Raw genomic sequence first — 24,689 nt, forward strand, 5'->3', positions numbered from 1 at the left:
CACGGAACGTCATGAACTACTGGTTGATGAAGTCTGAACCTCATGTCTACCCTTACAAGCAACTTGTTGAAGACGGTCAGACGCATTGGGATGGAGTTCGAAACTATCAGGCTCGAAACATGATGAGAGATTCCATGAAGGTCGATGATTTGGTCCTGTTTTATCACTCAAACACCAAACCTCCTCATGTCGCTGGAGTCGCCAAGGTCGTGAATGAAGGATATCCTGACTTCACATCATGGGATGCGGATGGGCATTATTTTGACCCGAAGTCAACGCCCGAAAACCCACGCTGGTTTATGATCGATATTGCACCTGTTCTTGGATTTGAAACCATCGTCAGTCTTCCGGATATGAAAGCGAATCCGAGGCTTGAGGGTATGCCACTTCTCCGAAAAGGTCAGCGACTGTCCGTCCAGCCGGTTGATGAAGTGTACTTTGAAGAAGTTCTTGGGATGGCGGGGCTTTCTCGGGCCACCATCAGCGAATAAGCACTGAAAGTTGAAGAAACGTCATCGTTTAGGAATGTTGAGCCCCATGTCCAACCAAGTGCCTGTGTCAAAGCGAGCGGCTAACATTGAGTATGCCATTCGTGATGTTGTGGTCCCTGCAACCAAACTTGAGGAGGAAGGTCATCGTATCCTTAAACTCAATATTGGGGATCCGATTGCATACCCTGGGCTTCCAACACCTCAGCATATGGTGGATGCATATGCTCAAGCACTTCAAGATGGAAGAAACGGATATTCTCCCTCATATGGCCTCCCAGAATTGCGTGAGGCAATTGCCAGGGATGAACAGCACAAAGGGTGGGATGCTCGTGCAGAGGACATTTATGTCTGCCATGGGGTGACCGAAGCATTGCAAATAATTTTTGCAGCCATCTTGGAAGAGGGTACAAAGGTACTCGCGCCAGGCCCTCATTATCCACCATACATGGCATATCCTCAGATGTACGGGGCAACGACCGTTGAATACAAACTTCAGCATCAAAACGGTTGGAACTTGGATTTTGATGATATTGAGTCTAAAATGGACGATGATGTTCGACTCTTGGTCCTCATTAATCCAAACAATCCTTGCGGTACTGTTTCCGGGGCTGAGGACATTGACCGTTTGATGTCAATTGCAGCAAACTATCCAAACTGCGTGATCGTTGCTGATGAGATTTACGATGGATTGGACTTTACCGGCCGTCATGTCTCGGTTGCGAGCAGAAACAGCGAACTCCCCGTTATTGTTCTCAACGGTGTGTCCAAAGTATACTATGCACCAGGCTGGCGTATTGGATACATGGCTCTCCACGACCCGAAAGGACGAATGAACGACCTTCGTGATGGCATAGAGCGACTCCTCCGTTCCAGGTTATGTGCGTCAACGCCTGCACAAATAGGATTTTTAGCGGGTTTGACAGGTGACAAATCATGGATGGTGGAGTACCGTTCAAAAGTAGAAGCACAAAGGGATTATTGCATCCAGCGAATTAACTCAATTTCTGGTATTGAAGTTGAATCCCCTGGCGGTGCGTTTTACATGTTCGTGCGACTTACCGATGAGAAATGGTCGGATTCCGACAAAGATTTCGTCCTTGAATTGCTCCATGAAGAACATGTTCTTCTTGTTCATGGAAGTGGCTTTTCTCCACAACTCGGGAAAGGACACTTTAGATTGGTGTACCTTCCTGCTGTTGATGTCCTTAAAGAGGCGTTTGACCGAATTGAGAGATTTTTAGAGAGAACACGAATTTGAGGAACCCGTAGCGGAAGAGTTGATGAATCAACTCAATGCCCCCAAGGTATGGGAGCGCGTAGGATTGCGATGATTGGGGTCGTTTCGGCCTTGTTCGCATTTTTGTTCATTCCCACAGCTTCTGCAGTATCAGTCACGCAAACTGAAGGATTTTCAATGGGACTTCTTTGGCCCCTTCTGACTTCGATTTTTGTAGCAGTTCTTGTTCGGCGATGGTTCATACCACAACAACTTAAAAGCCTCCAAGTGGCTTTCGAAATTGATGATGACTTGTACGAGGTACATCGTATCACACGCACTTTGAAGGATTCCCGCCGCCTTCTCAAAGAAGGGCTTGTTGGCTATGGCGTGCTTCTCTACATGATGGGGTTGACCGGTGTCCTGCTTCTCATCGCAGAATTAATGTTTGACCCATCGAACTTCTACAAGGTCAACCTCTACGTCATTGGTGTACTGATTCTCGTTCCGGTAATTATTTCGCCATGGGAGACGCTGAACGGACAACTCCTCGGAAGGAGAACAAGGGAAGTGAAGGCATCCAAAACGAATGATTTCATCCGAAGAGTAATCACAATGGCACTCCTGATCATCGTAACCCTCATTGTAGTGGTCTACGGCTACAGTATCAACGGCTCCATTACTCCAACATGGCTTGCTTTTGCAATGCTTACCTTCATGGCCCCCACCATCTTAGCCTATGGCCGAATTATGGGGGCCTCTTGGAACATGCTCCTCATCAGCAAATGGAGGACATTTAGGGGGAGGCCCAACCCAATTGACCCGATTATCCCATCTTTTGTTGGACGTACGTTTTCATTCATCCTCGTTTTATTCCTTCTCACCATGCCCATCACTGCACTAAATGGCATCGTGACGGTGCTGCATGTCATGCTTAACAAACCAACAAACGCTGAAGAGGTGTTGAATTATGGAGGAATCATTGGACATTCAATTTTCGTTCGTATCGATTTGATTTCAGAACTTTTATTCCACTGGGAATTTATTAAAGCACTCCCCCAATTCCTCTCGCTTTACCTTACAATGAACATCGCAATTGTTGGTCTTGCCTTCATTTTTGAACTCACACGTAACCTGATTCTCGGAGGGCAAACCTTCGGTGGACTGTTTGGAGTTACCTTGGATACACCTCGGGAGATTCGGACGGAAAAGTCTGCTCAGGCTCGTCAATTGATTTTTGCTTTCGCCGGTTTTTCGGGCTATACTGTACTCTTGCTCGTCCTCGTGTGTTACAAAGAATTTGGTTCGTTAATGCCCATGACCGCTTGGCTTGAAGGAAGAGGATTTGATGAAGAAATGCGCCTGCTCACTGTTTGGCTGTTTATCGGAGTCGGTCAAGCTGTTTTTATGTTAACATGGATCTTGTCGATTGTTCGTTTCGGCTCTCTCCGAAAACTTCGCTTTGACCTCAACCCTGATGAGCGACGAGAAGGTGCGGTGAAGGTTGAGGGTGGAGATCGCCTTCAACAGATGGTTGAAACAGCGGCTTACAATGAAGACATTGATTTGTTGATCCGGGTCCAAACGCATGACTTCCCCGGTGACCAAGCATTGATTCGGCAGGAACAATCCCGCGCTTCAATGTGGGAAAAGGCACTCCGTGGACTTTGGCCGCAAGCGATTGAAGAGAGTCGTAAACTTCTCGCACAAGCAGGTGGGGACGATGATGAAGCCAGGATGATCATCGCCACAGGCTACATGGCTTTGAGACGACTTGATGCCGCCCGTGAAGCCCTTCACGGCCTTCAACAGCCCGAGGGGTACGATGAACCTGAACTTCTTTCGTTCGTCTGCGAATGGCTGGATCCATGGAATGGAACCGTAACAGAAGATGACCTTTGGGATTGGGAAAACAATTCTGTTATTGACCACTTGCAAATGCTCCAAAACATGATGCGTTATTGGAACCCTCAGCCAAAGGAACTGAGCATGCATAAGGATCGAGTTTCTCTGATCGGCCAACTGTCCATGGTGGCGTTGTTGAGGGCCCAAAGGAAATACGATGAGGCCTTGGAATTGGCTCTTACCCTCGTCCGTCAAGACCCGATTGGGGTACGCCCCCGTATTGCAGTTTCTCTTTGCCTCTTGGATACAGGTGAGTGGCATGATGCTAAATCAGTCTTGGATGAACTCATCAAGAGCGACGCCAAAGACCCCCGTGTCATGGCCTTGGCGGTTATATTTGGATACGGTAAGAAAGGTAAAGAACATCTTGAGGTTTCACTCCTCCTTAGCGATCAAAAGGAGAAAAGGCGATGGGTTGATGCTGCCCCAGTTAACGCTTTTGCAGGTTTGGCCGTCAAGGGTGGTTTGGATGAAGCCATCACTGCAAACGTAATGATTGCAGCACACGAAGCAACCCGACATGTGATGCCGCCTCGTTATTCGGCAAGTCCACTCTCAATCATTTTCACGTTCTTTGTAATGGTCCCGCTTTGGTTTGTTATCAGTATACTCACCTACCAAGAGGTGGGTAAGAACGAAGGTGCTGCCTTACTCCTAATCTTGCTCTTTTTGCACTTCAGTTACCGTAGATTTATGATGCAGCAAGAGCATTTAATCAAACATCGTGATCAGCGTGGTATGATGAAATATGTTCGTAGAATGAAGCGATTTAAGGCGACTCCCAATGAAAGCAATATCCCGATAGGAAACCACCTTCTCTTGTCCGGTATACTGGTTTCTGTTAACGGAGTGGTATTGGACATTGGTATGCCGGCTTGGTTGCAGGACCGACTGCCTAAAGAGTCTGAAAAGAAGGTCAAGGGTCGACTCAAGCGCAGAGCAGTTTCAATGGCTAAAGGTCGCCCTCCTCGGGTTCAACCGTTGGGCAAAGCTTGGTGGTTAAAGCGTCCAAAAGAGCACGACGAACCGGGGCCCATGTTGGAACGTTTCATCGGTCCAGTCGCCTATCGAGGTCGTGCAAATTACATTAAGAAAAAGAGTAGAAATTATTTGAATGCAACCGCCCAAGGAAAGGAACAGGATACCATGAGTGATCGCATCATTCCACGAAACACCATTCGGAGCGAAAACCGCCCAGGTGGGCCTCCTAACAGGCGACCCGGTCGAATGTGAATGATATTTTTCCTAAAGTTCTCATTGCAATCAATTCAAAGACCGTAGATGATGTGTGTTCGTTATGGGCAACTCTCAGGGTGCATGGACACCATCCAAAGAAAATTGGGCCAACGGGAAAACCGTCTTGGACGCTGTAACATCAAGTGGGCGCCTTTATCGTGATGGCTTAGGCATGATCGCTTCGGAAAACATTGTGTCACCAATGGTCCAGGACATTGTTTCCAGCGACCTCCATGGCCGGTACGCCGAAGGCCTCCCCGGAAAGCGGTACTATCAAGGGTGCGACGATTTTGACACCATCGAGTCTTTGGGTATTCGCCTCGCAAAGTCAGTCTTTAATGCTCCATTTGCCAACATTCAATCGGTCTCAGGCACGGTGAGCAATATTGGCGCACTCAAGGCACTGGCTAAGCCGGGAGATGCAATTACCGCAGTTTCTACCGCTGATGGTGGACACATTTCTCATGCTCGTATGGGAGCAGTTGGATTGAGGGACCTGAATTTGACAACTTATCCCTGGGACGAGGACCGCATGGAACCTGATGTTGAGGCGGCATGCAAAGTCATTCGAGAAGTAGAACCTAAAATCGCTTTATTTGGACAATCAGTATTTTTGTTTCCAACACCACTGAGGGAAATGGCGGATGCTGCGAAAGAAGTAGGAGCCAAAGTGATGTACGACGGTGCCCACGTATTGGGCCTCATTGCCGGAGGAGAATTTCAAGATCCGCTCCGAGAAGGTGCAGATGTCATGACCGGTTCAAGCCACAAGACATTTCCAGGTCCACAAGGAGGATTCCTCCTCTCCTCCTCAGAGGATGAAGCGTTTCAAAAGAAATTAAACACCGCTATATTCCCTGGGGTTTGTTCGTCTTATCATCTTCATCACGTTGCTGGTAAGGTCATGGCCCTATCAGAATTCCAAGAATACGGAGCAGCCTATGCAAGAGATACGGTTCGTAATGCGAAAGCATTTGCTCAAGCACTCGCAGCTGAAGGATTTGATGTGTTGGCGGAAAGTCGTGGTTACACTGCATCACACCAAGTCCTAACTCGTCATGGAGATGCAGATTCTGGAGCAGGTACTAAGGCCGCTCAGTTGCTAGAAGACGGTGGAATCGTAACCAACATGAACATGTTACCCGGGGATACCAAGGCGTTGACGCCCTCAGGTTTACGCCTGGGCGTTCAAGAATTAACCCGAGTTGGCTTCACCCCTGATGAGATGCAAGATGTTGCCCGTTTTTATGCTCGAATCTTGATTCATGGTGAAGACCCATCAAAGGTGCGTGTTGATGTTAAAGATTTGAAGTCCCAATTCCAAACCATTCGTTATTGTTTCAATGAAGACGGAAGAAGTGGATATCCTCTTTGAGGTGCGATTGAATGGCCGGTGAATCGTTTCCACTTCATTCGGAATTTCTTCTCACGGATTCAGGAACGATCATTGATTCTCATGGGTCAACTGTGGTGTTGTTCGGTGTTCACGAATTCAATGAATGGTGGAGTTGTTTTGAATCCTATTTCCAGGCACCTATTGGTCGAAAATTAATCTATGCAGCCAGCGATGATGAGGAACATCATTTGGGAATGAATTCGCTGTATACGATTCCAAAATGGTTCGGCAGAGCAGCGGTTCTTGAACGAATGGAACGACGTTGGATTGAGATGGGTTGGGGTGTGCACATGCCCCTCGAATCACGAATTCAGTCACCCTGTCATGACGCCTTGAGTGCAGGTTTTGCTTTGGCTCACCATGAACATAAAAACGCTAAGAGGTACCAGATGGAGTGGAGACAACTTCATTCCGAATCCATTCAACTTGAATACAATGAAAAGTTAGATGATATACCTCTTGCGCCAAAAGCCATGACTCCACCATGGGTCCCAAAAGAAACACTTCCAGTTCTTACGACCCTCCCTCTTGACCATGACCTTGAACCCCGTTCCTTTGGTTTTTTTATGGGCCAAGAGCGTGCTATTTTTGTACCAAATTCAGTCTTTTACCGACTCTATAACGGTGTTCTTGGACGACCGTTTCACCCGGACCAGAAGTGGCCTAAATCGTTGCATGTCTCAGGGATAGATGAAACGCCATCTTCCATGACAAAGGCTCTCGCTGCATCATCATCTTCAATGTTCAAAGCTTCCAATTACATCATCTTTGTACAAACTCAACTTGATTGGGAATCTCACATCAATACGCGGATTACTTCCCGCGGGCTAGGCATCGTCAACATAGAAACATTCGAAATGGGCTCCACTCCCTCGGTCCGCATGAACCTTCATTCCCCACTCCCAGGGTTCACTCTCGGTCTGCTGATTGCAATGTGGGAGAGGGCTCATGGAGCACCTTGCAGTGCAGAAGTCGTTTTCAGGGAGCAATCTGCGTTAATTTCATTGCATCCACGCAAGGTAGAATATTCCTAAGAAACCTAACGCAGAGTCCATTTCAAGTCGTTCAAATTGCCCATCTGTGGTCAAGTACTATAACCGATACGACGACTCGGAAGAGTTGCACAGATGTGCGGGGTATGTCAAATGAGCTTAACACACAATCAAATGGCCTATGTTGCAATTGTATCAACATTGATTTTCGGTTCCCTTTTCGTTGGCGTTTCCGGTTTCTTTCAAACCAGTGAGGACATCGGTGGTTTTGAATCAGCAGTTGAAGACGATTTGCGTGGGGATACCGATGCAATCGCCGATTCAAAGGACACGGACGAAGATGGTCTTTCAGACCGGCTTGAAGAGACTCAATACGGTACCGATCCCAATGATAAGGATACGGATAATGACGGGATGGAAGACGGTTGGGAAGTTCAACACGGCCTGAATCCCCTCGATAATGGAGACTCCGAAGACCTTGAAGTAGATCCAACTCAAACCGACGAAACTGAAGATGCTTCCATTGAAAATGAAAGTGATTCATGGCCAGACCCCAACCAGGGACCAAATGGAGATCCTGACCAAGACGGTCTAACGAATCAAGCAGAACAAGAATTGGGAACAGACCCACAACGTGCCGACACTGACAATGATGGACTGAACGACCGTTGGGAATCTCAATACACGATGGTTCGCCAAACCCCTGGCGGTGATGTGACATTTTTTAACCCGCTTGATGGTAACTGGGATTGCATTCTCCTCGACGGAGCCATGGAAGATGCCTTAGAGAGCCGATTTAACGGAGAGAATGGCATGCCAGAGTGGGATGACCTCGCTTCAAATGATCGTCATTCCTGTGACATGGTCCTTGACAGCGATAACGATGGACTCGCAAACTTTGAGGAAGAATCGTATGGGACGAATCCAACAGAAAAAGATTCTGATATGGATCTTATCGACGACATTGTGGAAGTTGCAAATGCTACATTATTGATGTTCACCGATCTCGGTGAGAACTGCAATGTTGGCCTCGAAGTTGCTAACGAACACGTTGGTCCATTCTACGGAAAGGAACGCAGTTGGTTCCTTCTTGACATGGATGGTGACGGTTTACTAAACGGACCATCTGACTGGGATACGGATGGAGACGGAATGCCTGACGGATTTGAATTCTGTTATTCAGACCCTTTGATGGGTGCTCCAAATCCTGCCTATGTATTGGACCCTGCTAATGCTTCCGACGGTTACAACGACTGGGACGAAGACGGTATGAACAACGTGGAGGAATACCAAGTTGCACAAATTTTTGGACCAACAAACTTCACATCTCCATGGAGACTTGATACCGACCTTGACGATATGCCCGATGGCTGGGAAGCCAGTAACGGGCTCAATCCTAGAGACGGTAACAACCGAGATGATGACCCAGATCGTGATGGATGGGATGTTGACCAAGACGGTAACGTTGTCTATGCAACACTCGAAAACACAGCGGTCGTTCATGGAATTGATGTTGCTCTGAACGAATTTGTGGAGGAAAATGAAACCGTGGTCCGTGCTCGAATCACACTCGGTGGAGGAAATCAACAAATTGTTGCATTAACCGCCCCAGTTTCTGGATATGTTTATTCAATCAATGTTGAAGTTGGCCAATCCATCGATTCAAGAATTTTCACTTGGGCATCCATCGTTGAAGAAGAAGAACGGTTCACCAATGTTATGGAATACGAAGCCAACGACCGTGACGGCGACGGCGTGATTGACGGACGAAGTACAGACCCTCTCAATGCCGATACCGATGCAGACGGTCTTATCGACGGAATCGAAGTAATGGGATGGGAGATTCTTGTTGTCAACCGGGGAGTTCAACCCACATGGGTTACATCTGACCCTGGATTGTACGACACCGATGCCGATGGACTGAGTGACTTTGCAGAATTTTCATCCGCATGCAACGGTGGAGGCTCCAATGCATCCAACCCAGATACAGATTCAGACGGTCTCAGTGACTTGCAGGAATCTGGAGACAATTTCATGTGGGAAGGGGAAGCCTATTCCACGAGCCCTTGTATGTTTGACACAGACAACGACGGACTCGAAGACGGTGAAGAAGTCATTGCTGGTGAAGATAACTTCCTCACCCATGCTAACAACTCAGATACCGATAACGACGGGCTCGTAGACGGCCATGAAGTTCTCTTCGTACCGCGTCCCTTCCAGAACCCTACAAATCCCCTTCTCAATGATACAGATTCCGATGGAATGCTGGACGGATGGGAGATGCAAGTGAAATCTGCTGAAGACAATACCAATTCTCACAGTCTTTGGGTCGCTACCTCCCCGTGGGAGCGGCCTGGTTGCGATGCCTCTCAGAGCAACTCTTGCACCATGCAACCCGGAGGATATGTCTGGCAGAATTGGCTCGGAGGATTTGCGCTTGAACCCAAATTCCAAGTCAATGAGATGAACATCACAGGCTTCCAAATGCCGAGCAACTCACTGTGTGATGGATGCAATGGTCGGTGGGCCCTTGACCCTTCACTTGATTCACTAAAGGATGATACCTTTGACATTGACAACGATACGTTGGCCAACGCTCAAGAAGCTCCAGACCGATGGAACACCAACCCGGTTGATGATGATTCAGACGGCGACCTTCTACCAGATGGGTGGGAAGTTTACTACTCGCAGCAAGCACTGGAACTCGGACTTGTTGACAATGAAACGATCGGTGCATACGGTGCCCGTGGTGTCATGGACCCGTCCATGCCAGACAGCGACCTTGACGGTATTGATGACGGAAATGAAGACCCTGACATGGACGGACTCAATCGTTCAGGCCTCATCAAGCGATATTGCCCAGGATACAACGATACAACCAACTCCGAATGCAACATCGATCCGGATTCGCCGGACGGTCAACGTTTCTACGATAATCTAGAGAACTACACAAATTTTGAAGAAATGCAGAACGGTACAAATCCAATTACCAACGATACCGATGGTGATGATTGGAACGACGGCCCAGAAGTCTACTATCAAGACCATGATGACGATGGAATGGCTACCGGTTGGGAGTACCACTTCCAATTTGATCCGTTCGATGGTAATGACCGAATGGTTGACACCGATGGTGATGGACACGTTAACTTCTGTGAGTACAAATGGGACACCAACCCAAGAAACCCTGTATCCTATCCTGGCCAGGGTGAATTGTGCGACCCCTTCTCGGATTGATGGCTTCAGGGAGAATGCATGAATCGAACACGCAAAAGTGCCTTTCAAGCACAATGCTGTTTGCTGATTGCACTGATGTTCTGTGTGTCATTAACACCCATCTCATCAGCGAGCCATGGACCAAGTCATGGGAGCAATAACGGTCTTCCCGTTGTGTTCACTTTTGACCAAGAGCAGGGTCTCAAGGTGACGGATACGTTGGAAATATCGGGTGAATCCCGTTTTCAATTAAAAAATACTGAATGGAACCTCTACAATCTACTGGACGGACTAGAACTACTGTCGCACGGTGAATTCCTAACGGCTGTTTTTCCAACAGCCGAAGGGTATTCTTGGAACTTATCGGTCAACGTTTCCGGTTATGATTGCACGTGTGTTATGGAAATTTCAGTTCCCGATCCCGATGGAGGAACACACGTCCATCCATTGTTCGTTTACATCGGTTCAGTCAACCACGAACCGGTCCTATTGCCGGCAAACTATCAACATCAATTCCGTTCGGTGATGAATGTATCTTTGCTGGATTCCAGCCAAGGGGAAATGTCTTCTCAGGTAGACGCTCAGTCAAGTTTACCCTTCAATCTTCTTCAAGACCGAAATCTTGAGTTCAGTCTCATTACGCCAAGCGGTAATTTGAATGGGACCACACTCAAAGCCAATGTTTGCCAGGCACCGTATGGAGTATGCTTGGATGAAGGGAATACCATGACCCTTCCTTCGGAATTTCAAGACGATACAGTATCTGTTCAACTCAATTCCTCATTGGTCAACAATGAGGAAGGTATCTGGAAGTTTTCATTTTTTGCCCAGGATAACCTGTTACGTACCTCTCCTGAGCAAACTATGTTCTTTATCCATGATGCAACACCTCCATCTCTGAAAATCAATATGGATTCCTCGGCAGACGAGTCTGAACAATTATCTGTATTTTCAGAAACGATTGACGGATATACAGGTGCGGCCATTCAAGAAACATGGACCATTACGCTACCAAACGGGTCAATTCGAGCTCCGTTCACGGATGAACTCATTGATTCCAGCCATCTTATCCTTAACTTCAGTCAATCCGGTGAATATACGTTGGAATTAACCGGGAGGGATAAAGCAGGGAACATGAATTCAACAAAGATTCAATTCAGCATCATCAATCAACCACCCGTTGCAGTCATTTCGATTGATGGTCTAACGGCTACAAATAATCAGATGGTTCAGATGACCGAGCGTGGAAATTGGACCATCCATGGAACGGAAAGTTACGACAATGAAGCCATTGATTACTTGTGGATTATTGACTCTTCGACCTCAATTCGTGGTGTGGAGTCGCTCTCATTTGAAGATTTTAAATCACCAGGCACGTATTCGATTGAACTCATCGTTTTCGATGATGACGGGTCGACGAACTCCACCCAAATTCTGTTGGAAATTCAATCTGAGGATCCTGTGGCTTCTTCGGGACCGGACATGGCTGTAATCGCTCTTGTAGGTCTGGTATTATTTGGAGCAATTTGCTTAACTACATACCTCATATTCCGAAGAGATGAAACGGTATCATTACCAAAATGGTCTGCTTCCAACCCGGTTGAATCATCCCCGTCAGAAGTGGTGGATGAAGGTTTGAATGATGCAACGATTGAAGAAGCCTCGGCTCTTGGGTGAGTCATGTTCGCTGATGCAATGGACCGGTTGCCTCCTCAGCCCGCACCAACACCGTTAGCAGAATACAAGCAACGGCAGGACCGACTAACTTCGCAGTTTAAGAAGGACGACTTGTTCATTCTTGCTGCACCACAAGAAGCAGTCCATTCGAACGATGTCCACTACCGGTTCAGAACTTCAAGCGATATCCTCTATCTTACAGGGTGGTTTGACCCAGAGGCATCGGTAGTTCTTCGATTTCGATGAAGGAACTTGGAAAACATGTTTGTTTGTCCAACCCAAGGATACCCTCAAGGAAATTTGGGAGGGGCGTCGGCCTGGTGTTGAAGGGGCTCTTGCTCACTACGCTGTTGATGAGGCTTATCCCAGTTCTGAATTGGAAGAATGCCTCAGTGCTTGGTTCCCCGAATGCAAACGAGTGTTTCATCGTGGAGGCATCAATGTTCACCTCGACGCACTGGTAGATTCGGCAATCCTTCGTCGAGATCGAGCTCGCCAGCACTTTGGAACCGGCCCCTTTGTTGTTCAAGACCCTGCCTCGCTCCTTGCGGAATTGCGATTGCGTAAATCAGCATCTGAAATTGAACAAATGAAGTACGCCAGTGAAGTCGCAAGCCTCGCCCATGAACTCGCCATGAGGCACAGCAAAAATGGCGTTAATGAAGGTCAATTACAAGCCATCATTGAGGGATTCTTCTCGTATGCAGGAGCCTCGGGGTGGGCCTACCCATCCATCGTAGGTTGCGGTGAAAATGCTACAATTCTTCATTATACGGTGAACAACGACGAATGTCGAGATGGAGAGGTCATTCTGATTGATGCTGGGGCCGAATATCGCGGTTATGCCAGCGATATTACTCGTTCTTGGCCCATTTCCGGAACGTTCACAGAGGCACAAACCGAAATATACAGTCTTGTTCTCAAATCCCAAGAAGCTGCTATTGCTGCTTGTAAAGTTGGAAATGCATACACCGCGCCTCACGACGAAGCACGTCGGGTCCTGGCCGAAGGACTGATTGAACTTGGTATCATCTCGCAGACCGTCGACGAGGCTCTAGACCCAACAGATGGGGAACTTCGCAACTGGTACATGCACAACACCAGTCACTGGATTGGACTTGATGTTCATGATGTTGGAGTGTACAAACCAGGCGGTACTCCAAGAACCCTTGAGTCCGGGATGTGTCTTACTGTTGAGCCGGGATTGTATTTCGGTGCTTGGCGACCTGACGTCGATTGTCCAAAACGATATGCAAACATCGGCATTCGAATTGAAGACGATGTCTTGGTAACTGAAACTGGACCGGTTGTATTGACCGAAGCATGTCCGAAAACAGTAGACGACATACAATCCATCGTCGGTCAACCTTTGTCGTGAGAGGATTCTATGAACTGGTCGGTGGTACTGGAGCGGCAGCAGGATTGGACACCTGCGAATGCTAACCAACTCCGTTTAACAGAAGAAGAAGCAACGTTGCTCTATGAGACTGCACCGTTGCATGCTCTTATGCAGGCAGCTCACCGACGAAGACTAGCGATGCATCCTGAAGGGAAGGTCACGTATCTCATCGACCGTAATATCAACTACACGAATGTCTGTACAATCAATTGTCAATTTTGTTCATTCTATCGACCGCCTGGTCACGAAGAAACCTACACTCAAACCTTTGAAGAAATCTCCAATCGCATTATCGAACTTGAAGCCATTGGTGGAGTTCGTATCTTAATGCAAGGAGGAGTCAATCCAGATTTGCCTTTCAAATGGTACACAGACCTGATTGCTCACTTGTGCAAACAACACCCGACCATTCATTTGGATTGCTTTAGTCCTATTGAAATTGAAGGCATTGCCGAGGTATCAGAGATGTCTACGCTCGAAGTTCTTACACTCTTGAAAAGAGCTGGAATGCACGGTCTTCCTGGCGGTGGGGCAGAAATGTTGGTTGAAAATGTTCGTAGCGATGTTTCCCCCAAAAAAGGACACCCTTCAAATTGGTTAAGGGTCATGGAGGAAGCCCAATCGTTGGGACTCACCACCAGTGCAACAAACGTCATAGGTTTTGGAGAATCAATGGCTCAGCGCGTTGAACACATGGCCCGAATTCGAGAACTCCAGGATGCTTCATTGCAACACTATGGTAAAGGGTTCACTTCGTTTATTGCGTGGCCAGTTCAACTGGAGACAAACACCTTTGGAAAGCGCAACAAGGGCCAAAACAAACACACCCTTGGTGCAGGATCAACTGAATACCTTCGCCACATTGCGATTTCCCGACTTTATCTGGATAGCATCGAACACATCCAAGCATCGTGGCCCACCATGGGTCTCGCAATTTCACAAATGGCCCTACTTGGAGGAGCTGACGATGCTGGTTCAACAATGATGGAAGAAAATGTTGTATCGGCATCTGGAACAAAGAAATTGGAAGCCTCCGAAATTGAACTTCAAGACTCCATCCGGAGAGCAGGCTTTATCCCACAACGTAGAGACAGTGATTATCTGGCGTTGAATACGACCCTTGTTGCCGTGGATCCCAACGTGATGGCAGCACCCACACCGGATGCATCTAAGATGTCGTAGGTCCGTAGTATACGACCCATATCACGGCACGAATGTTTCGTTGACCGTTACCAACACCGTCTGACGGCACGTATTCTTGGCCGTTGTAATAGCCCCTGTAGACCAAGTGGTTGTTGTTATCTGTACTGTTGTCCACCCAATCGGTAATGTCGTATGTCCATTGTTTCACGTCTTGACCGGCACACCATCCTGCCCTTCCAAATGGCCATGAGCCAAATTGGTTCGCGACTACACCGTTACGAACCTCATTTTCACAACCTTCGTTACTGTAAACGATAGGATGCCATTCATGAATTTGGTTTGACCCCATCGTGTAGTAATGTTGATGGTCACAGAATTCGGCACAATTGGCGTTATCCTTTCCAAAACCATGGCCAGTGATGGTGGCTACGATTTCCACTTTTGTCGCCCATGAAGGCGTGGTGAAATTGAGCTGTCGGTCGTATCTGGACTCGTTGTTATAGGTCCCGTCAAACTGCCCGCCACTGAATGCATAGGTTGCATTGATTGCCCGTTCACCGCTTCCCCAATTACTGAACAGGAAGGTAACGGTCAAGTCCCCTTTATTTGCCCCTCCGTACTTGAAACGACGTTCTTCTCCATCGTTAATCATGAACAAATATGGAGAAATATCAGTGAGCCATTGTCCTTCTCGGCCATAGGTAGTGATCCACCTCATGATTTCCGTGTTGCACTTTGATGAATTGCTTGCATCGCAAATGTAGAGGTTTGCTAAATAATCCCATTCGTGACATCCTCCATAACTTTGGTCAGAGTTTTGGTATCGATTCTTCCGTTCATAACAAGCATGTTCGTGATACACTTCCAACGTGTCATAAGTCGAAATATCATCTGGTAAATCAAAGGTAGAATTCGTAAAAGAAGAGAATCCTCCACCCCAGCCACCGGTATGGCGTTGAAAATCAAGAACATCAATGGCGTGAACACCCGGGTCTTGTTCACGGATTTTCACAGGGAATTCTGCGACCCATTGATTGGGCTCATGGGACAGATGAAACGGGTCATTTGATTGAGATGTCCATGCATACAGGGACCCCGTTTCCCGGGAGAGTTGAAATCTGTCAATTCCCATGAAAAACGGGTTGTTAAAGGATGAAATCATTTGGCCTAAGCCACCTCCAAGATTGCTTGCATCAACGTCGATGTAGTGTATTCTGTCGTTCCATTGTTCTTCTTCGGTTGCAGTTAGGCCCGCAAGAACACTGCTGCGCTGTTGAATGACATCATTGTGATATGAGTTGTCGAATGAACCATAGAAAAGGTGCATGTTTTCAGGCAGATTGCGGATGAACTTACCTGGGTTTTGACCCCACGTCGCTGAATTTGAAGACCCGCTTGAATCGGTATACTTGAACATGAACATGTACACATCTTGCCCGCTCCATTCGTTTTGGAAACTGTATGTTCCGCTTAATGTAGGAAATGAAAAGTTAGGGACGGTTTGCATCGGTCCGCTCAAGGCCGATGCACTGGTCCAATTCACTGGAATTTGAACGACCGCACACCCGAGTGTATCGACGGTCCAGCGTTCGGGGGATTGCGGGCAGAGGTCAACGTTTGCAAACACTCCGTCTCCATCAAGGTCAGCACATCCGACCGTGTTAACATTCAAGCCGGACGGGGTTCCCTCGCATTGGTCGGCTTCATCGTTAATCCCGTCTTGATCTGTATCTCGCTGAACTGCAGCACATCCCACTTCGTTTACCGTTGTAGAATTAAGAGGAGTTTGCGGGCACAAATCCAATGTTGCACCGGTTGAATTCACATCGTTAACGCCATCGTTATCATCGTCGGTGTCCTCTGTAGAATCATTGCATCCGTCTTGGTCCCAGTCGGAGGTTGAATTTGTCTGCCAAAGAATGGTACCTTTGGGACACTGGTCGTTGATATCAACAAAGTCATCGTTGTCATCATTATCATCTTCATCGAGGTCAGAACATCCATCTCCGTCCCAATCACTGTAATCATTTGATGACCATCCAAGCAGTCCAACGGGACACCGATCGTCGGCGTCCAATACACCGTCTCCATCGTCATCCATGTCTTCATCAGCATCATGGCATCCATCGGAATCATAATCTGCGCTAGGTGTACTCAACCAGCCATAGGAACCAGGGCATTGATCATGGGCGTCAAGGATTCCATCGTTGTCATCATCTTCGTCTTCACTGCTGTCTTTGCATCCATCTCGGTCACCATCTGTCGCCTCGTTTGACACCCATCCCTCATCTTTTCCAATTCCTTGTGGGCAGTTGTCGTCAACCGTTGGTATTCCATCTCCATCCTCGTCATCTCCAGCTCCTTCAATCACGACCTGAGTCACGAATGTGTCACTCAGTTGGGTGAATTGACCGCAGACCGCATGGGTTGTTATCGTAAGAGTTTCAGTTGAATCAGTAAAGTCCATGAGTTTCTTCCAGGTAAAATCAGGAGTCAATCCCAAAGAACCTGTAGTGCCGTCATTGATGGTGTAGGTTAGCAAACAGGTTGTAGGGCTGTCATGTTCAACTGAACCCTCAAACCATAGTACATCGGGTTGTTCCAATACAATACGGGCTGGAGCCGTAATGATCGGAGCCTCTTCAACTGGCTCAATGACTTCAAGAAGGTGAACAAGAGATTCAATTTCCGGTACCATTGAACTTTCTCCAATGTTGGTGAATGTTAACCGAATAATATAATCACCAACAGATTCAGTGGGGAAGGATAACTTGTACCCGTCTGTTTGTTGAACCCATGTGAGTTCTTGGACGGAGGAGAATGTCGGAGAAAGAACAGATGGCGTGACATCAAACTCACCAGCACCGATTCGTTCTACATTAACGAGAAAGGTGGCGACCTCTCCCATGGTTATGGTAGCGGGTGCAAGTGCCCATGATGCCTTGATTTCGTAGGTATTGATGACCTCTTCCTCAATGATTGGTTCGGGTTCTGCTCCACTTAGGCATCCCGAGATCAACATCAGTGATACAAAAAATATGGCGGATAGACGGTGCTTGTCCATGACGCTTGGAGTACCTTTCCGTCCATCAATGTGTTGATGAAATGACGTCGGACTCAGAACGCCCATCATGCAACGGTAGGGTTCTCAAATTCAATTCGGTCGAGGAATGATGAGCAACCTTCAATGGTTGCACCCACAACAATGCCCCACCTTTTTCACGCTCAATACGAACGATACATTCCCAATGGATTCGGAGCAATGGACTGCTGACCGTTCCTGGCCAAAACGGTTCAGGAGGGGACAATTCAATGGTTTCCCCCTCCTTCCAACGTTGAACGCTTCCTTGAGCCATGATTCGCATTGGGCGTAGGTAAAGGCCACCCTTCACTTGTTGCAACTCCATGGGGGCGTCTTCACCACCTGCAGTGCCATCGTCAAGTCCTGCTTCCCAATGATGAGGGAGTTCTGTTGAGAGTCCAGGTGGTGGTTGACGTAGCGTACTACGACCAAGGGTTTCGAGTAACGATTCACGGGCGGGGGGGAGGATCCCAACGCGCCAGGTGACATCTGCATGTCTCCATCCAGCATCCCATTCTGGGAATTTGAGGTCAATTGACAAATGTTCATTTGAAACGCTGGTCTTCATAAACTGGATGTCAGGAAATTCCAAATTACGCCGAAGAAAGGTGTTTTGTCGTCGGAGTTCAATTAGATTTGCGAGAACACGAATGAGGAGGGGTGCAAAAAGAAGCGGTACAACCACTGTTGCGAGAATTGGATAATCAAGCAGCCCCCAACGTACACTTTCCAATCCATAGACAGGTACGCCAAAGAACATCAAAAGTGGTGAAATTGTGAGGTAAGCAAGACTCAACAGGAGAACTATGACGACGGAATTGATGAATCTCCTCAAAATGTTGTGGATCGGATTGGGGATCAAGTACCATCCTCTACGTTGTCGTTTTACGATTCTTGGAAACTTATTAGATTCCAACCAAGGTTCATCTTGCACGGTGCTAAGAATTTCACCTTCGTATCTGTATCGTCGTTCAATCATCCATGAATCTTCCTCACCCAATTTAAACGTCGGACAGTGTGAAAGGAGTTCCTCTAACGCAAGGTCCTTGCTATCAAACGACCCTATGGTGACGAGATGTTCGGCTATTGGAAGCGCTTCGGGGCGCCATCGGTTCGGCTCAAATGGAGGGTATCTGATGCGTTGCTCTTCGATCAAATCAGACACAACAACACCTCAAGAAAGCAATAATTTAACACCAGCACGCAGGGCTAATTTACGAAATGCTGGGACGTTTTTTAGTAGGGCCATACCGAGGGGAACAGGTTTTTCGATATCACCGATCTCATTGATGAGTTGCAATGTATCGGGGTGCGAAAAGTTAGCAAAATGCTTGTCCAATGCATCATCTGTGCAATCGCTAACCAACAAATTACGAAGCGCTCGTGCTCGGTCCTGTTCCTTTTTCATAGCGTCCCAAGATTTCTTGGTGATGCTTCGAAGATGAGCCTGGGAAAGGTTATCCTCTTGAATGGCTTTTGTGAGTGGCTGAAGAATGGATTGAATCTGGTGGAACCCAGGGCCTATTCCCCCACCTGTCGTAGGTTTGGCCATTCCTGCTGCATCTCCCAGTAGGATCACTCGGTCTTTGACAGGTTTCTTCACCATTCCAGAGGGCACTGGCCCACAATATCTTGCAACTTCTTTAACATCTTCAAAACGTTCCTTCCATAAGGGGTGATGGAGCAAATCATCGTAACACGATTCAATGCTCCGTCCTGCAAGATGTTTAGCAGTTGACCATATACCGATTCTATGGGTTCCAAATCCTGACGGGATAACCCATGCAAAAAATCCCGGTGCGATCTCTGAACCGCTGTACATTTCGAGCCATCGATCTCGGCCCTTGTAACCAACAACTTCGGTTTGGAAACCTATCATCAGTTCCTTGGGGTGGCCCATCTTGAACGTTCGTCTGGTCCAACTGTGGGCTCCGTCTGCCCCAATGAGCAATTTTGTGCGTATTTGGTGAAGCGTTCCATTTCTCTTGACTTGAAGTTGGCAGTGGGTTGGGAATACCTCAACGGCTGTCGGAACTGTATTGACCCATATATGGGCGCCAGCTTCGATTCCTTGTTGAACAACGGCTTGATCAAATCGCTTTCGGCATACAACGTATGTTCGTAGCGTTCCTTCTGTTCCTACGGGTACCAAAGTACCACTTGGTCCGTGGATTAAGGCACCATCCACTTCTTCAAGTACGGTTTCATGAACACCAACGGCATTCATCGCGGACGGTGTGACGAGACCGGCGCATTGGAATGGACGACCGATTTCATTGTGTTCTTCGATCATCAGAACGCGCAATCCTTCACCGGCGAGTAAGGTTGCTGCTCGTCCTCCGATTGGTCCAGCACCCACGATGACAACATCGAACTGGTGCTCTTCCATGGTGAATTGTCATCGCGCCCCTCGCTTGAATCTTACCACAGGATTGTGTGGATTGGTTCACTTTTTAGCGAATTTATAAGCAACCGTTTCATTTTTCCTCAGATAAAGGATTGATGTGAAGGGGTTGCCCGTTTTCTTGGAGATGAAGTCTTCAAAGGGACCTACTTCTTTCGCTTCCACCAGTGTTTTAGCTTCTTCTCGAGAGATGTCCCGCTTTGACATAGCCCGCAAGATGTGAATTTTGCACTGTGTACTGGAATCTTCCGTAGTATAGTGTGTTTCGGTTTCAACGATGTTGGCCTTGTGCTTTGGACAGATGCCTACAACACCAGGGGCGATTTCGAATTTCTTGGCATCAGCAGGTGCACCGCGAGGTGGGAAGTCAAAGGCCACACGATTTTTCTGAAGAACCAAGAAGGCACTGAACGGTCGATTACGTTTTGATGTAAAATCATCCAGAAGTTCTGACTTTCCGTTTTTGAATATGGTGAGTGCTTCTTCTTGCGAGATTGGTCGCTTGCACATTTCCTTTTGAAGTCCTCTGAAGGAACACTCGTCGTGGTCACATGCATAGTTAAGTTCCGTGACCCGAATGGTCCCGTGGTCACATACTGGACACGGGCAAAGTTCAGCATCGCTAGAACTTGAAGTTGATTCACCGCTTCCTTTAGATGCAACTCTGCCATCATTCTTCAGTTCCACCGTGGTTTCGTAGCCCTCGCCTCTTTGACTGAAAAATCCGTGGAGGTCTTCCAATTTCTTATCAGAAAGAAGTCTTGAAGCAGTTGTGCGGTCAAACCAGCGACCGGATGTGTCCTTCCAGAATACGAAAGCACACCCTTTGTCCCGCCCTTCATTCTGTTCGCATTGGTATGCTAGGGTGTTCTCCAATACATTCCCCTGGCAGGCTGGGCACTGCCCAACTGGTTCTTCAGAGAGGTAGAGTGTGGAACGGTCATGGTCACGAATTTTTTCAACCATCTCTCGGGTACGGTCAACGATTTTATCCATGTAAATGGTCATGGGTTCTTGTCCACGTTGAACCGCAATAAGTGAGGCTTCCATTTCTCCTGTGAGTTCTGGAGAAGTGATCCACTCTACGGGGATTCTTCGCAAGACGTCAATCATACGAATACCATGGGAGGCGGCACTGATGGTTCCATTACGAGAGCGGCGAATGTAATTTCGGTCGATCAGTTTCTCAATGGTATCTGCTCGTGTTGCAGGTGTTCCAAGCCCCTTTTCTTTCATCGCATCAGCGAGTTCATCGTCTTCAATATGCTTGCCTGCATGCTCCATAAGTTGCAGGAGACTTGCTTCCTTGAGTCTGTTTTTAGGCTTAGATTTTTCTTCAGAAAATTCGTGTGAATCCAATGTTGAAACGCACGGGTTTCCCGGTAGGTTGCCCCAGCCATCCGGCACGTTGTTCTTCTTTGAAACCACATTTCTCCATCCAGGAACTTCAAGCGTTTCTACTTCCTTATGGAACACATGTCCTGCAAGCTCTGCTGTACGCTTAGTAACCTTCCATTCAGACGGTGGGTGCCACGATGCGAGGAAGTTCCTCACGATCAAATCATAGAGTTTCAAATGGTCTCCCGACAAGGATGCGGATGGCTCCTGACCAGTTGGTATGATGGCGTAGTGGTCGCTCACTTTGCTGTTGTTGTAATTCCGGCCAGCATTCTTCAGACCGTCTTTCGCCAATCGCTTGGTATGAGGTGAATAGGCCGTTTGCGCAGACAGTTTGTCAAGGGTTTTCGCAACCGTTTCATGCATGTCTTCTGGAAGGTAGCGAGAGTCTGTTCGAGGGTAGGTCGTCAATTTGAACTTATCATACAAATCTTGAGCAACGCCCAACGTTCGCTTTGCCGACCACGACCACAAACCGTTAGCACGCTTCTGGAGGTTGGTTAGGTCAAAATTGAGAGGGGGTTGTTCTTTCTTGGTCCTGTCCTTTTCTGACGTGTTCACGGAGGCCCCCGATGCGAGTGCCTTCTCGATTTCTGCTTTCTCAGAGGCTTCGGTTATGCGGTGAGCTTTCTTTTCAGGTTGGAGTGGGTCATCTTTGTGTCCGTTTCGTTCCCATCGTGCAGTCCACGTCGCATCACCGGCACTGAAGGTTCCACTCAGTTGCCAGAATGGCATTGGGATGTGGGAGAGAACCTTGAGTTCATGGTCAACAATGAGGGCTAGGGTTGCGGTTTGCACTCGTCCGAGGGAATTGGGTGCCTTTTCGCTCTTTTTACGAGGAAGGTAGGTATTGGCGACACGGGAACCGTTCATTCCAATGATCCAATCTGCATAACTACGGGAATATGCTGCATCGCTGAGCGCTTGGTATTCCGCACCCGGTTTCCGATTTTCAAAAGCGGTGTTCATGGCATCATACGTCATTGATTGCATCCACATTCGTGACACTGGAGTTTTGACCTTGGAATGTTGGACAATCGTCCGGAAAATCAATTCCCCTTCCCGTGCAGCATCACAGGCGTTAACAATCTCTGTGACCGATTTATTCTTGATCAATTTCATGATGGCCGAAAGTTGAGACCGGCTTCGACCGCCGATTGGCTTGTACTCAAACGATTCTGGGACGTATGGAAGGCGGTCGATGGTCTTTCGCCAATCTTTGAACGCAGCATCGTAGTCGTCCATGTATTTGAGTTGGAGCAGGTGACCGATGGCCCATGTGATGATGATATCATCACTTTCCCAGTGTGTGTCTGTCTTTTTACCGACGCCGAGTACGTTGGCTAAGTCTTGTGCAACACTTGGCTTCTCGGCAATGATGACAATAGACATATGGAATAGGGCCGCCGACGACCATACTTGAACCCTCCTTTACCATTTCAATGGCTGCTTTCACGTGCATGAAATGATACATTTCATCACTGGTTTGGAGTCAAGATTCCAGATTCATTCGCTTTCGGCTAGCGGTTTCATCCCACGCTTCTTCAGCACCGGGCCCGCCGCATCCAAGGCACCCGGGATAGCCCGCTTCCAACAAATCATGCATGGTTTGAATCAGTGTTTCCATGAGTGCACTTGCAGCATGAGGAATCCACAATGTCTCCGGGTATTGTGTCATGTTCTCGAGTCCGCAATACATCTTGGGGTTTGGTTCGGATTGAACACGAGGTGTGATCATGACGACGTCCTGCTCAACATTGGCTACCATCGGGAACTGTTGTCGTGCAGCCATAGAATCCCCCATTTTGAGAACAAGTTCCCGCAGTGCGTCATGGAATTCTTTTGGCGCCATTATGGAAGCAACATCCTCTCTCAGCATCATCCTGGCCGCTTCTTGAACAGCAGGCCATGCTGGGTCGGTGATTCGCATGATTTGGTCCAACAAGAGGCAAGTCTTGAAAGATGGTGTCCTTGAGTCCCCAACATGGGCGTGTTCTACCGTTGGTTTGGGCGACCATTGCTCAAATTCCAAGATTCCGAACGGGCTCACCTCCGGAGCCTCAAGTTGCTGAGACTCTTTTCGAATAACCCACTGACTCGTTCTGCACTTCGTTTAGCGTATAAACCGCGTAAAACCGTCCCAGTTGAGGTGTTTGGAACTGTTTATTCCCATCCCTTTGGACTGGCGGCAGGTATGGACAAGAATGCTATTGCGTTGCGTGGCTGGGAGTCCACAGGTCTTGCATTCATCGAGATTGGCGGTGTGACACAACACCGTCAAGAAGGAAATCCAAAACCAAGAATGTTCCGTGCGGACGCCACACAAGCTCTCGTTAACAGAATGGGTTTCAATAACGAAGGTTCAGAACAAATCTCCATTAATTTAGCCCAACACTTCGCCAAATATGGTGCTCCAAAGGTCCCACTATGGGTCAATCTTGGTAAGTCCAAAATCACACCACTGGATGAGGCACATGAGGATTATGGAGCAACAATGCGTGCGCTTTGGGATTATACAGACGTCTTTGTTGTCAACGTTTCCTCTCCTAATACGCCCAATCTCCGAGAACTTCAAAACGATGAAGGTTTGATGCGTATTTTGGAGTCCTGTCACAACGTCAACCAGGACTTAGCACCTGCAGGGACAGAGAAACCAATTCTTGTCAAGGTGGCGCCTGATTTAACCGATCAACAACTCGAGCATGTCGTCATAACTGCACGTTCGAGTGGGGCAGCGGGGATCGTTCTTTCAAACACTACGCTGGTCCGGCCAGAGGGTAAAACGGCCAAGGAAGATTCAATTTTTGCTGAGACTGGAGGTTTGAGTGGCCGGCCTTTATTGAACCGTTCAACCGAGATGATCCGTATTGTTAGCAAAATGACAAAGGGTGAATGGCCCATTGTTGGAGTTGGAGGCGTCATGTCTGCAGACGATGCATGGGAGAAGATTAGAGCAGGGGCTTCTTTGGTTCAAGCATACAGCGGATTTGTTTTTGAGGGACCATCATTAACAAAATCCGTCGTTCATGGAATCCATAAACATCTTGTCCTGCAAGAGTTTTCAACGGTGAACGAAGCGGTGGGATCTGGAACAAGGTCACTTTGAAAGGGTTTCTAAGGGAGATAGAGGTGAA

At 47.8% G+C, this 24,689-nt stretch carries 16 protein-coding genes and 1 pseudogene; 12 read left to right on the plus strand and 5 right to left on the minus strand.

Annotated features, from left to right (window positions below):
• Nucleotides 1-11 precede the first annotated feature (11 nt).
• The 11 genes and pseudogenes from AAA857_RS07005 (at nt 12) to AAA857_RS07055 (ending at nt 14,710) form a co-directional block, all read left to right on the plus strand.
• Complete coding sequence (locus AAA857_RS07005) at nt 12-491, plus strand: EVE domain-containing protein (protein WP_338174239.1); 480 nt, start codon at nt 12-14, stop codon at nt 489-491.
• Nucleotides 492-537: 46 nt separating this feature from the next.
• A complete protein-coding gene (locus AAA857_RS07010; RefSeq protein ID WP_338174240.1) occupies nt 538-1,749 on the plus strand; it encodes an aminotransferase class I/II-fold pyridoxal phosphate-dependent enzyme in 1,212 nt (403 codons plus the stop codon).
• Between the two features lie 48 nt (nt 1,750-1,797).
• A complete protein-coding gene (locus AAA857_RS07015; protein ID WP_338174241.1) occupies nt 1,798-4,845 on the plus strand; it encodes a tetratricopeptide repeat protein in 3,048 nt (1,015 codons plus the stop codon).
• A gap of 64 nt (nt 4,846-4,909) precedes the next feature.
• The gene (locus AAA857_RS07020) at nt 4,910-6,223 is read left to right on the plus strand and encodes a serine hydroxymethyltransferase (protein ID WP_338174242.1); all 1,314 of its coding nucleotides are present in this window, start codon (nt 4,910-4,912) and stop codon (nt 6,221-6,223) included.
• Between the two features lie 11 nt (nt 6,224-6,234).
• Nucleotides 6,235-7,278: a hypothetical protein gene (locus AAA857_RS07025; protein WP_338174243.1), complete on the plus strand. Its 1,044-nt coding sequence runs from the start codon at nt 6,235-6,237 to the stop codon at nt 7,276-7,278.
• A gap of 111 nt (nt 7,279-7,389) precedes the next feature.
• Nucleotides 7,390-10,473 (plus strand): hypothetical protein, encoded by a 3,084-nt coding sequence (locus AAA857_RS07030; protein WP_338174244.1) that lies wholly within the window; start codon nt 7,390-7,392, stop codon nt 10,471-10,473.
• A gap of 18 nt (nt 10,474-10,491) precedes the next feature.
• Nucleotides 10,492-12,129 carry a PKD domain-containing protein gene (locus tag AAA857_RS07035; RefSeq protein ID WP_338174245.1) on the plus strand — a complete coding sequence of 546 codons (1,638 nt, stop codon included), beginning with the start codon at nt 10,492-10,494 and terminating at the stop codon, nt 12,127-12,129.
• A gap of 3 nt (nt 12,130-12,132) precedes the next feature.
• The gene (locus AAA857_RS07040) at nt 12,133-12,375 is read left to right on the plus strand and encodes an aminopeptidase P N-terminal domain-containing protein (RefSeq protein ID WP_338174246.1); all 243 of its coding nucleotides are present in this window, start codon (nt 12,133-12,135) and stop codon (nt 12,373-12,375) included.
• A 16-nt stretch (nt 12,376-12,391) separates the two neighbouring features.
• Nucleotides 12,392-12,538 (plus strand): annotated as a pseudogene (locus AAA857_RS07045) (aminopeptidase P N-terminal domain-containing protein); the annotation flags it as partial.
• A 180-nt stretch (nt 12,539-12,718) separates the two neighbouring features.
• Entirely contained in the window at nt 12,719-13,507 is a 789-nt protein-coding gene (locus tag AAA857_RS07050; RefSeq protein ID WP_338174410.1) for a M24B family metallopeptidase, read from the plus strand.
• A 9-nt stretch (nt 13,508-13,516) separates the two neighbouring features.
• Nucleotides 13,517-14,710, plus strand: a complete 1,194-nt coding sequence (locus AAA857_RS07055; protein WP_338174247.1) for a CofH family radical SAM protein — start codon at nt 13,517-13,519, stop codon at nt 14,708-14,710.
• On the opposite strand, the gene AAA857_RS07060 is transcribed toward AAA857_RS07055, so the two are convergent.
• From AAA857_RS07060 to AAA857_RS07080, 5 genes are all read right to left on the minus strand, one after another.
• Nucleotides 14,697-17,735 (minus strand): peptide-N-glycosidase F-related protein, encoded by a 3,039-nt coding sequence (locus AAA857_RS07060; RefSeq protein WP_338174248.1) that lies wholly within the window; start codon nt 17,733-17,735, stop codon nt 14,697-14,699. The two genes, AAA857_RS07055 and AAA857_RS07060, sit on opposite strands and share 14 nt — an antisense overlap.
• 25 nt (nt 17,736-17,760) lie before the next feature.
• Complete coding sequence (locus tag AAA857_RS07065; protein WP_338174249.1) at nt 17,761-18,918, minus strand: hypothetical protein; 1,158 nt, start codon at nt 18,916-18,918, stop codon at nt 17,761-17,763.
• Between the two features lie 9 nt (nt 18,919-18,927).
• Entirely contained in the window at nt 18,928-20,142 is a 1,215-nt protein-coding gene (locus AAA857_RS07070; protein ID WP_338174250.1) for an NAD(P)/FAD-dependent oxidoreductase, read from the minus strand.
• Nucleotides 20,143-20,199: 57 nt separating this feature from the next.
• Nucleotides 20,200-22,947: a DNA topoisomerase gene (locus tag AAA857_RS07075; RefSeq protein WP_338174251.1), complete on the minus strand. Its 2,748-nt coding sequence runs from the start codon at nt 22,945-22,947 to the stop codon at nt 20,200-20,202.
• 100 nt (nt 22,948-23,047) lie between these two features.
• The gene (locus AAA857_RS07080; RefSeq protein WP_338174252.1) at nt 23,048-23,485 is read right to left on the minus strand and encodes a hypothetical protein; all 438 of its coding nucleotides are present in this window, start codon (nt 23,483-23,485) and stop codon (nt 23,048-23,050) included.
• Between the two features lie 54 nt (nt 23,486-23,539).
• Here AAA857_RS07080 and AAA857_RS07085 point away from each other — a divergent pair, with 54 nt between their 5' ends.
• Nucleotides 23,540-24,661, plus strand: a complete 1,122-nt coding sequence (locus AAA857_RS07085) for a quinone-dependent dihydroorotate dehydrogenase (RefSeq protein WP_338174253.1) — start codon at nt 23,540-23,542, stop codon at nt 24,659-24,661.
• The last annotated feature ends 28 nt before the right edge of the window (nt 24,662-24,689 follow it).

It is taken from the genome of Candidatus Poseidonia alphae, assembly GCF_943787815.1.
GTDB classification, from domain to species: Archaea; Thermoplasmatota; Poseidoniia; order Poseidoniales; family Poseidoniaceae; genus Poseidonia; species Poseidonia alphae.

Coding starts and splice junctions, on each gene's coding strand:
- AAA857_RS07020 (WP_338174242.1), top strand. CDS start 4,910: ATGGGCAACTCTCAGGGTGCATGGACACCATCCAAAGAAAATTGGGCC.
- AAA857_RS07075 (WP_338174251.1), bottom strand. CDS start 22,947: ATGTCTATTGTCATCATTGCCGAGAAGCCAAGTGTTGCACAAGACTTA.
- AAA857_RS07030 (WP_338174244.1), top strand. CDS start 7,390: ATGAGCTTAACACACAATCAAATGGCCTATGTTGCAATTGTATCAACA.
- AAA857_RS07005 (WP_338174239.1), top strand. CDS start 12: ATGAACTACTGGTTGATGAAGTCTGAACCTCATGTCTACCCTTACAAG.
- AAA857_RS07010 (WP_338174240.1), top strand. CDS start 538: ATGTCCAACCAAGTGCCTGTGTCAAAGCGAGCGGCTAACATTGAGTAT.
- AAA857_RS07035 (WP_338174245.1), top strand. CDS start 10,492: ATGAATCGAACACGCAAAAGTGCCTTTCAAGCACAATGCTGTTTGCTG.
- AAA857_RS07080 (WP_338174252.1), bottom strand. CDS start 23,485: ATGCGAATCACCGACCCAGCATGGCCTGCTGTTCAAGAAGCGGCCAGG.
- AAA857_RS07070 (WP_338174250.1), bottom strand. CDS start 20,142: ATGGAAGAGCACCAGTTCGATGTTGTCATCGTGGGTGCTGGACCAATC.
- AAA857_RS07040 (WP_338174246.1), top strand. CDS start 12,133: ATGTTCGCTGATGCAATGGACCGGTTGCCTCCTCAGCCCGCACCAACA.
- AAA857_RS07085 (WP_338174253.1), top strand. CDS start 23,540: ATGGGCGTGTTCTACCGTTGGTTTGGGCGACCATTGCTCAAATTCCAA.
- AAA857_RS07015 (WP_338174241.1), top strand. CDS start 1,798: ATGGGAGCGCGTAGGATTGCGATGATTGGGGTCGTTTCGGCCTTGTTC.
- AAA857_RS07025 (WP_338174243.1), top strand. CDS start 6,235: ATGGCCGGTGAATCGTTTCCACTTCATTCGGAATTTCTTCTCACGGAT.
- AAA857_RS07055 (WP_338174247.1), top strand. CDS start 13,517: ATGAACTGGTCGGTGGTACTGGAGCGGCAGCAGGATTGGACACCTGCG.
- AAA857_RS07050 (WP_338174410.1), top strand. CDS start 12,719: ATGAAGTACGCCAGTGAAGTCGCAAGCCTCGCCCATGAACTCGCCATG.
- AAA857_RS07060 (WP_338174248.1), bottom strand. CDS start 17,735: ATGGACAAGCACCGTCTATCCGCCATATTTTTTGTATCACTGATGTTG.